10 protein-coding genes are annotated in these 11,810 nt (G+C 71.6%); 8 read left to right on the top strand and 2 right to left on the bottom strand.

What is annotated here, in order from left to right:
- Window positions 1–62: 62 nt before the first annotated feature.
- Window positions 63–1,889: an acyl-CoA dehydrogenase gene (locus SSP08S_RS41095; RefSeq protein WP_019073481.1), complete on the bottom strand. Its 1,827-nt coding sequence runs from the start codon at window positions 1,887–1,889 to the stop codon at window positions 63–65.
- Window positions 1,890–2,014: 125 nt separating this feature from the next.
- On the opposite strand from SSP08S_RS41095, the gene SSP08S_RS41090 reads away from it, so the two are divergent.
- The 8 genes from SSP08S_RS41090 (at window position 2,015) to SSP08S_RS41055 (ending at window position 9,665) form a co-directional block, all read left to right on the top strand.
- Window positions 2,015–2,488, top strand: coding sequence for an SseB family protein (locus tag SSP08S_RS41090; protein ID WP_019073480.1), 474 nt, complete (start codon window positions 2,015–2,017; stop codon window positions 2,486–2,488).
- Between the two features lie 142 nt (window positions 2,489–2,630).
- Window positions 2,631–3,443: an SDR family NAD(P)-dependent oxidoreductase gene (locus SSP08S_RS41085; protein ID WP_019073479.1), complete on the top strand. Its 813-nt coding sequence runs from the start codon at window positions 2,631–2,633 to the stop codon at window positions 3,441–3,443.
- Between the two features lie 422 nt (window positions 3,444–3,865).
- Window positions 3,866–5,146: an aminotransferase class I/II-fold pyridoxal phosphate-dependent enzyme gene (locus SSP08S_RS41080; RefSeq protein WP_019073478.1), complete on the top strand. Its 1,281-nt coding sequence runs from the start codon at window positions 3,866–3,868 to the stop codon at window positions 5,144–5,146.
- A complete protein-coding gene (locus SSP08S_RS41075) occupies window positions 5,100–6,113 on the top strand; it encodes a diiron oxygenase (RefSeq protein WP_019073477.1) in 1,014 nt (337 codons plus the stop codon). Before SSP08S_RS41080 ends, SSP08S_RS41075 begins: the two co-directional genes overlap by 47 nt.
- A complete protein-coding gene (locus tag SSP08S_RS41070) occupies window positions 6,110–6,835 on the top strand; it encodes a tryptophan 2,3-dioxygenase family protein (protein WP_019073476.1) in 726 nt (241 codons plus the stop codon). The genes SSP08S_RS41075 and SSP08S_RS41070 overlap by 4 nt, the downstream gene beginning before the upstream one ends.
- 130 nt (window positions 6,836–6,965) lie before the next feature.
- Window positions 6,966–7,937 (top strand): pirin family protein, encoded by a 972-nt coding sequence (locus SSP08S_RS41065; protein WP_043260154.1) that lies wholly within the window; start codon window positions 6,966–6,968, stop codon window positions 7,935–7,937.
- 201 nt (window positions 7,938–8,138) lie between these two features.
- The gene (locus SSP08S_RS41060; protein ID WP_019073474.1) at window positions 8,139–8,537 is read left to right on the top strand and encodes a peptidase inhibitor family I36 protein; all 399 of its coding nucleotides are present in this window, start codon (window positions 8,139–8,141) and stop codon (window positions 8,535–8,537) included.
- A 63-nt stretch (window positions 8,538–8,600) separates the two neighbouring features.
- A complete protein-coding gene (locus SSP08S_RS41055; RefSeq protein WP_019073473.1) occupies window positions 8,601–9,665 on the top strand; it encodes an AI-2E family transporter in 1,065 nt (354 codons plus the stop codon).
- Here SSP08S_RS41055 and SSP08S_RS41050 read toward each other — a convergent pair.
- Window positions 9,617–11,779 carry an ATP-binding SpoIIE family protein phosphatase gene (locus SSP08S_RS41050; protein WP_026179272.1) on the bottom strand — a complete coding sequence of 721 codons (2,163 nt, stop codon included), beginning with the start codon at window positions 11,777–11,779 and terminating at the stop codon, window positions 9,617–9,619. The two genes, SSP08S_RS41055 and SSP08S_RS41050, sit on opposite strands and share 49 nt — an antisense overlap.
- Window positions 11,780–11,810: the final 31 nt, after the last annotated feature.

The raw sequence follows: 11,810 nt of genomic DNA, 5'->3' as shown, positions 1-11,810 counted from the left end.
CAAGGGCGATGTGGGGTTTCGCGAAGCTGTTCCGGTCTGTCCCGGAACGGGTTTGCCGCTGGCTAGAAGGCGGCTTCGTCCAGTTCCATCAGGTCCAGTCCGACACCCTCGGCGACCTTGCGGGCCAGGGTGAGACCGGGCAGCACATTGGCCGCGAAGAACTTCGCAGCCGCGATCTTGCCGGTGTAGAAGGGCTTGTCCTTGGCGGAGGCCGTCTCCAGTTTCTCCACGGCGACGGCGGCACCCTTGAGGAGCAGGTAGCCGACGACGACGTCACCGGAGGCGAGCAGCAGGCGGGTGGTGTTGAGGCCCACCTTGTAGATGTTCTTGACGTCCTGCTCGGTCGCCGCGAGGTCGGTCAGCATCAGGCCGACGATGGCCTCCAGCTCGACGGCCGCCTTGGCGAGGTGCTCGCGCGCACCGGCCAGCTCCTCGCCGCCCGTGCCCAGCGCGAGGAACTTCTTGATGTCCTCGGCGAGGGAGTTGAGGGCCGCGCCCTGGTTGCGGACGATCTTCCGGAAGAAGAAGTCCTGGCCCTGGATCGCGGTGGTGCCCTCGTACAGGGTGTCGATCTTGGCGTCCCGGATGTACTGCTCGATCGGGTACTCCTGGAGGAACCCGGAGCCGCCGAAGGTCTGCAGCGACTGGGCGAGCTGCTCGTAGCCCTTCTCGGAGCCGTAGCCCTTGACGATCGGCAGGAGCAGGTCGTTGAGCGCGTGCTCGGTGGACGCGTCCTCGCCCTCGGCCTCCTTGACGGCGATCGCGTCCTGGATCGAGGCGGTGTACAGCACCAGGGCGCGCATGCCCTCGGCGTACGCCTTCTGCGTGATCAGCGAGCGGCGCACGTCCGGGTGGTGCGTGATGGTGACCTTGGGCGCGGTCTTGTCGCCGAAGGCCGCGAGGTCGGGACCCTGGACGCGCTCCTTGGCGTACTCGAGGGCGTTGAGGTAGCCGGTCGACAGCGTCGAGATGGCCTTCGTGCCGACCATCATGCGGGCGAACTCGATGATCCGGAACATCTGGCGGATGCCGTCGTGCTTGTCGCCGATCAGCCAGCCCTTGGCCGGGTGGCGGTCGCCGAAGGTCATCTCGCAGGTGTTGGAGGCCTTGAGGCCCATCTTGTGCTCGACGTTCGTGGCGTAGACGCCGTTGCGCTCGCCCAGCTCGCCGGTCTCGACGTCGAAGAGGAACTTCGGCACGAGGAAGAGGGAGAGCCCCTTGGTACCCGGGCCGTGGCCCTCGGGACGGGCGAGGACGTAGTGGAGGATGTTCTCCTCCATGTCGTGCTCACCGGACGTGATGAACCGCTTGACGCCCTCGATGTGCCAGGAGCCGTCCTCCTGCTGAATGGCCTTCGTCCGACCCGCGCCGACATCCGAACCCGCGTCGGGCTCGGTCAGCACCATGGTCGAACCCCAGGTCCGCTCCACCGCGAGCTGCGCGATCTTCTTCTGTACGTCGTTGCCCTCGTCGTAGAGGATCCCGGCGAAGGCCGGACCGGAGGAGTACATCCACACGGCCGGGTTCGCGCCCAGGATCAGCTCCGCGTACGACCAGATCAGGGAGGGCGGAGCCGTCGTACCGCCGATGGCCTCGGGCAGGCCCAGCCGCCAGTACTCGGACTCCATGAAGGCCTTGTAGCTCTTCTTGAAGGAGGCCGGCACGGGCGCGGTGTTCGTCTCGGGGTCGAAGACCGGCGGGTTGCGGTCGGCGTCGGCGAAGGACTCCGCGAGCTCGTTCTCCGCGAGCCGGGTCAGCTCCTCCAGGACGCTCTTCGCGGTGTCCGTGTCCATCTCCGCGAACGGACCGGTGCCGTACAGCTTGTCGCGCCCGAGGACCTCGAAGAGGTTGAACTCGATGTCGCGGAGATTCGACTTGTAGTGCCCCATGGCGACGACTCCGTAAGAGATATGTACAACGAGACTTGTACTAAGCAGTAGCTACGATGATGCTACCCGTCGGTAATAAGACGCAACCCCAAGCCGTCCATCTGTGACTCAGTACTCTTGCGGGCATGTACGGCTACGACCAGAACGTGGGCGCTCAGCAGGGGTACGTCCCGCCCCAGCAGCAGATGGCCGGTGGCGTGGGCGGCTACGGCCAGCAGCCACCGCTCTACCCCGAGCCGTCCCCGCCCTCGCTCGCGGACGCGGTACGCGCCTTCACCACCGGGCAGATGGCCGCCGAGGACTTCCAGCAGGTCTTCGCGACCTCCAAGGTCTACTGTCCGCGCGGCGACAACCCGGGCTTCCTCGCGCTGCACAACACCCAGCAGCCGGTGATCCCGATGTTCACCTCGCTGAAGGAACTGCGCCGCTACGCCGGCAAGGAGTCCAAGTACTTCGTGATCACCGGCGCCGAGGTCATCGACCTGCTGCCGACGGGCTACGGCTTCGTCGTCGACATGGAGGGCGAGCACCGCATGGTGTTCGACGCGAAGGCGGTCGAGCAGATGGTGGAGTTCGCGATGCGCAGGATGTACGGCTGAGCACCTGCCCCAGTTGCTGAAGTCCGGGTCCCGATCCGACGAGATGTCGGCGGGGTACCCGGTGCCTTGACCGTGTGTCCCGGTTGGCTGGAAGTGTGCGGTTCCGTCAGACGGCGGACGCGGCACACCGACGGGGGCCCGCATGGCGGCGGCACGGAACGTACTCATCACAGGCGGCTCGGCGGGGATCGGGCGGGCCTGCGCGCGCCGGTTCGCGCGGGGCGGCGACCACGTCTGGTTCACGTACCACTCGGGGCGGGAGCGCGCGGCCCGGCTGGTCGCCGAACTGGCCGGCACCTGCCGGCACCCGGCGCGGGCCTTCGAGTTCCGCCAGGGCGAGTGGCCCGACCACGAACGCCTGGTCGCGGAACTGCCCGGACCGGTCGACGTGCTCGTCAACAACGCGGCGGTCGGTTCGAAGACCGTCGAGCACTACGTCCCGGGGCCCGGCCACGCCCAGGACGCGGCGTTCCTGCAGATCAACGCGGTGGGGCCGCTCTGGCTCACCGAGCAGCTGCTGCCGGGAATGCGGGCGCGCGGGCGCGGCACGATCGTCAACGTGGCCAGTGTCGGCGGGGGCGTCGCGCAGTTCCCCGGCTTCCGGGTCGCCGACGGCATGAGCAAGGCCGCCCTCGCCTACCTCACCCGCCACCTGGCCGCCGAGCTGGCCCACGACCCCGTCGACGTCGTCGCCGTCTGCCCCGGCGCGGTGGACACGCCCATGTTCGAGGCCAGCACCCTCTCGGGCCTCACCCCGCAGGAACGCGCCGCCCTGGAATCCACCCTGCCCCGAGGCCGCCTGATCGCCCCCACGGAAATAGCCGACCTGATCTGGCACCTGGCCGGCCCCCTCGCCGCCCTCCTCCACGGAGCGGTGCTCGACGCGTCGATGGGGCTGGGGGTACGCCCGGGGTTGCTCGGTGGGGTGGCGGAGGGGGCGGGGGTGGAGCGGTGACGGCGAGTTCGGTCGCTGGTGCTCGCGCGTCGGCCTCGGCTTCCTGCCGGGGCGCGCGTCGCGTGGTTGGTCTTCGTAGGGGCAGGGCCGTCCGGTCGGTTCCGGTCGCGGGTTCTCGGGCGTTGGTTACGACGCCCTGTCGGCTCGCGCGTCTTGTGGTTGGTCCGCGTGCGGGCCGGGTCATGTGGTTGGTTCCCGCTTACCGTCGGGGGGTTGGGCCGGTCGCCGGTTCTCGGGGGGTTGGCCTCGGTTTCCCGTCGGGCCGGGCGTCGCGTGGCTGTTACTCCGGCGGGCGGAGCCGCCCGGTCGGTCCCGGCCTTCTGCGCGGGCACGGGCCCAGTCGCCGTTCCTCGCGCGTCGGCCCCGGCTTCCCGCCGGCCCGCGCATCGCGTCGCCGCCCCGCCCACGATCGGAGTCGGCCCGTGACCCCGGTCTCCCGCCAGGCCGCCCGACTGGTCGCCGGTTCGCCCGCCATCGCGGAGGCGCACTTCCGGGCGGAGGCGTTGCCGTACCACCCACGGCTGCGGCCCGACGGCTGGCTGAATCTCGGTACCGCGGAGAATCGGCTCGTCCAGGATCTGCACACCGAGCCGCCCCGCCCGCTCACCGCCCGCGACACCCGTTACGCACCCCTGTACGGCACCCCGGAGCTGCGCGCGCATCTCGCGCGGCACCTCACCGTCCCGGGGGAGCGGCCGGTCGACCCCGAGGACCTGGTGGTGGTGGCCGGGGCGACCGCGGCCCTCGACGTCGTCGCCACGGCGCTGTGCGACCCGGGTGAGGCGATCGTCGTGCCCACGCCCTGCTACGGCGCCTTCGACACGGACCTCGGGGGCCGCTCGGGCGCCCGGCTGCTCCTCGCCCCGCCGGACGACGTGGACGGCCACGGCCTCTCCGTACGCGCCGTCGACCGGACGCTCGCCGAGGCCCGCCGCGACGGCGTGGACGTACGGGCGGTGGCGCTGGCGTCCCCGGCCAACCCGACCGGAGAGGTCCATCCACCCGCGCGATTAAGGGAGTTGGCCGAGGTCGCGGCCCACCATGGCGTGGACGTCGTAGCGGACGAGATCTACGCGGGATCCGTGTTCGGGCCTCGCCCCTTCACCAGCCTGCGCACGGTCGCAGCCGACCCCGCCCGCGTGCACACCGTGTGGGGGTTCGCGAAGGACTTCGGGCTGCCCGGCTTCAAGGCGGGCGTCCTGCACACCACCGACCCGGAGATCCGTGCCGCCGCCCGCGCCCTCGCCTACTTCGCCCCCGTCTCCACCCACACCCAGGCCCACCTCACCTCGCTCCTCGCCGACCCCGCCCGGGTGCACGCGTTCCTCACCGAGAACCGCCGCCGCCTCGGCGCCTCGTACGACCGCGCCGCGGCGCTGCTCGACGCCTTCGGCATCCCGTACGCCCCCGCGCAGGCGGGCTGTTCGATCTGGGCCGACCTGGGCGCCTGGCTGCCCGGCCCCGGCTTCGCCGGCGAACGCGCGCTGTGGCGGGAGATCCTCGACCGCACCCACGTCAGCGTCCTGCCCGGCGAGGCCTTCCACGCCCCACGCCCCGGCTGGTTCCGCGTCTGCCACTCGCTCGACGCGGCCCTCGTGGAGGAGGCCCTGACCCGCCTCGGCCGCCTGCTCACCCGGAACCGGAAGGGGGCACCCCATGAAGACCCACGACACCACACCCGGCCCGCTCGACCGCTGGTATGAGCAGGCCGGCGTCCGCACCGGTGTGCGCCGCATGTTCCACGAGGAGACCGAGCGCGGCCGCGTCTTCTTCCCGGCGGCCCTGGTGCCGTACGCCCGCCACGAGGCCGTACGGGCACTGCCGCCCGAGCGCTTGCGCGAACTGACCGTGCGGCACCTCTACCAGTTCCTGCTGTCGACGACCCACCTGGAGACCCGGGTCGTCAACCCGGCCGCCGAGGCCGTGGCCAACGCCCGTACCGGACTCGACCTCCCCGCCGCACTGCGCCCGGACGCCTTCAAGGTCTACTGCGACGAGGGCTACCACGCCCTCTACAGCCTCGACCTGGCCGACCAGATCGCCGCCGTCACCGGCATCGCGATACCGGACCAGGACTACGGCGGCTTCGTCGAGCGGCTGCGGGCGTCCGCGCACCGCGCGCTGCCCGGCGCGCCCGCGCTCGCCGGACTCCTCCAGGCGGTGGTGTTCGAGACACTGATCACGGCCGTGCTGAACGAGGTGCCGGGCGACCCGTCCGTGGTCGGCGTGGTCCGCGACCTGCTGCGCGACCACGCCCGGGACGAGGGCCGCCACCACCGTTTCTTCTCCGCCCTCTTCCGGGAGCTGTGGACCCACCTGTCCACCGCCGACCGCACCGCCGCCGCCCGTGCCCTGCCCGAACTGATCCGGGCCGCCCTGACCTGGGACCTCGCCCCCGTCCGCGCCTCCCTGCGGCAGGCCGGCCTCGACCCCGCCACCGCCCGCCGCGTCGCCGAGGACTGCTGCGCGCCCGGCCCGGACCCCCGCCGCCTGAACGAGACCGCCCGCTCGACGCTACGGCTCTGCGCGGCCGTCGGCGTCTTCGAACTCCCGGGCGCCCGCGAGCACTTCGCGGCCCACGGCCTCGGCGACGGCCACGGCGACGGCCACGGCGACGGCGACGGCCACGGCTTCGGTTTCGGCGAAGACGGCCCCGAGGAGACCCCGTGAACCCGACCACCACCACGACCCTCACCTACGGCACCTACCTACGCCTCCCGCAGCTCCTCGACCAGCAGCTCCCCCAGGCCGCCGCCGCGCACGACGAGCATCTGTTCATCACCGTGCACCAGGTGCACGAACTCTGGTTCAAGCAGCTCCTCGTCGAGCTCACCGACGCCCGCGACCGGATGCTCGCGGGCGAGAACGCCGTAGCGGTACGACGGCTGCGCCGCTGCCGGGAGATCGAGCGGGCGCTGCTCGACGCGCTGACGCTGCTGGACACCATGGCGCCGGGCGACTTCGAGGCGTTCCGCGGTGCGCTCGGCACGGCGAGCGGCGGGCAGTCCGCGCAGTTCCACGAGATAGAGGCGCTCTCGGCGCGGCGGGACCACCGCACCCGCCCGATGCGGTGGCTGACGGCGGCCGAGCGGGCCCGGCTGGACCGGCGGCTGCTGGAGCCGACGCTGTGGGACGGGTTCCTCGCGGGTCTTCCGCAGGCGGGCCGGGCCGCGGCCTTCCGTGGCGAGGGGCCGCTCGGGGAACTCGCGGACGCGCTGCTCGGCCACGACGAGGGCTGGGCGCTGTGGCGGGCCCGGCATGTCCGGGTCGTGGAGCGGCAGATCGGCAAGGGCCGGGGTACGGCGGGCAGTTCGGGAGTCGCATATCTGCGGGAGCGCACCGGGGAACGGTTCTTCCCGCAGCTGTGGGAGGCTCGGGGCGCCGTGCTGTGAGCCCCTGATGTGCCCGCTGTACGGGCGGGTCGGGCGGAAGCCCGGAGGGAATGTCCTCCGGGCTTCTTCTGTTGTGGGGTAGCAGAAAGTTCAACGCTCAACTAAACTCGACGCACAAGGAGGTCCCGACATGCCTGCAGTGACCGTAGAGAACCCGCTGACCCTGCCCCGCGTGGCCGCGCCGGCCGACGCCGTGGCACGTCCCGTGCTCACCGTCACGACCGCACCCGGCGGTTTCGAGGGTGAGGGCTTCCCGGTGCGCCGCGCGTTCGCCGGGATCAACTACCGTCACCTCGACCCGTTCATCATGATGGACCAGATGGGCGAGGTGGAGTACGCGCCGGGCGAGCCCAAGGGCACCCCCTGGCACCCGCACCGCGGCTTCGAGACCGTCACCTACATCATCGACGGCGTCTTCGACCACCAGGACTCCAACGGTGGCGGCGGCACCATCACCAACGGCGACACCCAGTGGATGACGGCGGGCGCGGGCCTGCTGCACATCGAGGCGCCGCCGGAGTCGCTGGTCGTGTCCGGCGGGCTGTTCCACGGTCTCCAGCTGTGGGTGAACCTCCCGGCCAAGGACAAGATGATGGCCCCGCGCTACCAGGACATCCGCGGTGGACAGGTGCAGCTCCTCACCACCCCCGACGGCGGCGCGCTCCTGCGCGTCATCGCCGGTGAGCTGGACGGCCACCAGGGCCCCGGCATCACGCACACCCCGATCACGATGGTGCACGCCACCGTGGCCCCGGGCGCGGAGCTGACCCTGCCCTGGCGCGAGGACTTCAACGGCCTCGTCTACGTCATGGCGGGCAAGGGCTCGGTCGGCGCGGACCGCCGCCCGATCCACCTGGGCCAGACCGCCGTCTTCGGCGCCGGCTCCTCACTGACCGTCCGCGCGGACGAGCAGCAGGACTCGCACACCCCGGACCTGGAGGTCGTCATCCTCGGCGGCCAGCCGATCCGGGAGCCTATGGCGCACTACGGCCCGTTCGTCATGAACACCCGCGAGGAACTCCAGCAGGCATTCGAGGACTTCCAGAAGGGCCGGCTGGGCACCATCCCCGCCGTGCACGGCATGGGCGAGGGCGGTCTGTAAGCCTTCGCAGGGCTTTCGTAGAGCCTTCGTAGAGCGGAACTTCCCGAAGCCCCGTCCCTGTCCGGACGGGGCTTTTGGCATGCGGGTCGGCGGCCGGTCCGGGTCCTCCGTCCGGGTGAGCCGGACCCGGCCGGGGCATGAAGGACCAGCTCATGGAAAGAGACGGGCTGAAAGTGGACGTCGAATGCAAGGAAGTCACCCGTGCGTATCCGCATGAGCCTGGCCGTCGCCCTGGCAGCCACCTGTCTCGCCCTGACCGGCGCGGCGAGCCCCACCCAGGCCCGTACCCCCTCCACCTCCACCGGACAGGCGGCGAGCGCCGCGCTGCACCGCGCCGACGAGAACTGCGGGGCGGGGGAGATCTGCTTCTGGCACGACAGGAACTACTCGGGCACCCCCTGGCGGTGGAGCCCCGCCTCCGGGTACCGCGACATGCCGTCCAACCTGCACGACCACGTCTACTCCTTCAAGGCCAACGCCAACGCGTGCTTCATCGACTGGAGCCCCCAGGAGAAGCGACCGGTCCTCTCCGGCGACTACGCCCAGGCCTACGACACCAACTTCGGCACGAGGATCGACGCGGTGGGCCCCACCTGCTGAGTCCGTCACCCGGGCGGGCCGTTCCCACGGGACGGCCCGCCTTCAGCGTGTTCGGCTGGGACCGTGCAGCTGCTCCCGGACCCCGTACGGCGCCTCGCCGCTTGGTGCGCCGTCGTCCTGCTCGTCTCGGGGGTCGGCTATGTCGGGATCCGGCTCTGCTCCGAGCTGCGGACCGCCGTCACGCCCGTGCTGCTCGCGCTGCTCGGCACCGCACTGCTCGGACCGCTGTACCGGCGGCTGGTGAAGGCCGGGGTCAACCGGTCCGTGGCCGCCGCCGTCACCTGTGTCGCCGTCGTCGCCGCGGTCGGCGGGGCCGTCTACATCGTGGTGGCCGCGCTGATCGACACCGGGGACCAGATCGTGTCCTCGCTCAAGGACGCGGCGAACTCCGTCTCCGACCACTTCGGGGCCGCCGGGACCTCACTGGACGACCTCGCCTCCAACGCCAAGGAACTGCTCACCAAGTTCGGCGGGACGGCCGCCTCCAACGTGATCAGCGGGGTCAGCGTCGTCGGCGAGGCGATCGCCATGGCCGTACTGGCGCTGCTGCTCGTCTTCTTCTTCCTGCGCGACTCCCACCTCGCCACCGGACTGCTGCGCTCGCTCGCCCCGCACGGCACCGCCGACCTCGTCGAGGCCATGGCCCGCCGGGCCTTCGAGGGCGTCGAGGGCTTCATGCGCGGGACCACCGTGATCGCCCTCATCGACGCCACCTGCATCGGCATCGGCCTGCTCGTGCTGGACGTGCCCGGGGCGGTGGGCCTGGCCGCGCTGGTCTTCCTCGGCGCCTACGTCCCCTACCTCGGCGCGTTCCTCTCCGGCGCGGTCGCCGTGCTGGTCGCGCTCGCCGACCGGGGCGCCGTCATCGCGCTGTGGGTACTCGGGATCGTCGTCGCCGTGCAGGTCCTGGAGGGACACGTCCTCCAGCCGATGATCCAGAGCCGGACCGTGCAGATGCACCCGGCGGTCGTGATGATCGCGATCACCGCCGGAGCCTCCGTGGCCGGCATCCTCGGCATGCTGCTCGCGGTCCCGCTGACCGCCGCCGTCTTCGGCGTCGTCCACGAACTGCGGGCCCGCTACGGCACGGCGGACCCCGTCGCGGAACCGTCGCCGTCGGACTCGTAGAGCTCGAACCAGATGCTCTTGCCCTCGCCCCTCGGGTCCACGCCCCAGGTCTCGGCGAGCAGCTCGATCAGCAGCAACCCGCGCCCGGAGGACGCCAGTTCACCGGGGTGCCTTTTGTGCGGGAGGTCGTCGCCGGCGTCCGTGACCTCGACCCGCATCCGCCGCTCACCGGGCTCGCCGGCCACTTCGGCGGTCAGCAGGGCGTCGGCGTCGGTGTGCACGAGGACGTTGGTGAGCATCTCGGAGACGAGCAGCACGGCGGAGTCGACCTGGTCGTCGCCGGTCCAGTCGTGGAGGAGTTCGCGCAGCTGCTGCCGGGCCACCGCGATCCGCTCGGGCTCGGCCTGCGCGACCGTGAGGACCGTACGGCGGATCTTCGGCGCCTCGGTCACGGTGTCGCCACAGCCGCAGCTCTCGCCCTCCCGGGACAGCAGGAGTACGGCGATGTCGTCCTCGCGGCGGTCGGCGAGGGGGCCGGTGGTGTGGTGCGAGGAGGGGCCGTGCACGGCCTGGACGAGCGCGTCGGCCAGTTCCTCCAGGTCGCCCTTGTGCTCCTCCAGGATGGTCCGGATGCGCTTCCAGCCCGTCTCCAGGTCGTGGCCGCCAGTCTCGATCAGCCCGTCGGTGCAGATCAGCATGGTCTCGCCGGGTTCCAGGGCGAGCGTGGTCGTCGGATAGTCGGCGTCCGGGTCGATGCCGAGCGGCAGTCCGCCGGCCGTGGGCCGCATCAGCACCGTCCCGTCCGCCATGCGTATCGCGGGGTCGGGATGGCCGGCCCGGGCGATCTCCAGGACGCCGGTCTCCGGGTCGGCCTCGACGTACAGGCAGGTCGCGAAGCGCGGGTCGGCCGTCTTGGGGTCGCCGTTGGTGATGCCGTGCAGGAAGCGGGAGGCGCGCGAGAGCACGGCGTCCGGGCGGTGCCCCTCGGAGGCGTAGGCGCGCAGGGCGATGCGGAGCTGGCCCATCAGCCCGGCGGCGCGCACGTCGTGCCCCTGTACGTCGCCGATGACGAGCGCGATCCTGCCTCCCCCAGAGGGGGGACCCCCAGGCAGCGGGATCATGTCGTACCAGTCGCCGCCGACCTGGAGGCCGCCGCCGGTCGGTATGTAGCGGGCGGCGACGCTCATGCCCGGGATCTCCGGGCCCAGCGTGGGCAGCATCGAGCGCTGGAGTCCGTCGGTCAGCTCCCGCTCGGACTCGGCGACACCGGCCCGGGACAGGGCCTGGGCGAGCATCCGGGCGACCGTGGTGAGGACGGACCGCTCGTCCGGGGTGAAGGCGACCGGGTAGGTGAAGGCGGCCATCCAGGCGCCCATCGTGCGCCCGGCGACGGTCAGCGGCAGGAACGCCCAGGACTGCCGGTGGAAGTGCTGCGCGAGGGGCCAGGTGACCGGGTAGCGGGACTTGTACTGCTCGGGTGTGGACAGATAGACGGCACGGCCGGTCCGTACGACCTCGGCGGCCGGATAGTCCGTCACCAGGGACATGTGCGAGAACGGGTCCTCGTCGCCGGGCTGGTGCCCGTGGTGCCCGATGATCGTGAGCCGGTCGCCCGACACCCCGAACACGGCGAGGCCGTCCGGCGAGAAGCCCGGCATCGACAGGCCCGCCGCGACCCGCAGCACCTCTGCCGTGGACCGCGCCTCCGCGAGCGCCCGGCCCGCGTCCAGCAGGAACGCCTCGCGGGAGCGCCGCCAGTCACCGGTGACGGCCGTCCGCCCGGCGGGTGTGCCCGGCGTGGGCTCGGTGACCTCCTGGAGGGTGCCGATGAGCTCGAAGGACCGGGTCTCGGGGTCGTAGGACGGCTTGGAACGGCTGCGGACGGTACGGATCACCCGGCCCCGGACGTCCATGATCCGGATCCGGACCTCGGCGAGGGTGCCCTCGGCGACGGCCAGGCCGACGACCCCGGCGATCTCGTTCCAGTCGACGGGGTGGAGTCGGGCCCGGGTCTGGGCCTCCGTGAGGGTGGTCGGCTCGGCGGGCAGCCCGAGCAGCCGTGCGGCCTCGGCGTCCACCGTGACCAGCTCCGTGGCGGTGTCCCAATGCCACAGACCGGTCGCGAGGGCGGCGAGTACCTCCCCCACGGCGGGCAGGGGCTCACCAGTGCGCATTGCCCCACTCTAAGAAGAGGAGATCGATAAG

It is taken from the genome of Streptomyces hokutonensis, assembly GCF_000376565.1.
GTDB classification, from domain to species: domain Bacteria; phylum Actinomycetota; class Actinomycetes; order Streptomycetales; family Streptomycetaceae; genus Streptomyces; species Streptomyces hokutonensis.
The sequence above is the reverse complement of the archived record's forward strand: the minus strand, read 5'-3'. Positions and strand labels throughout refer to the sequence as shown.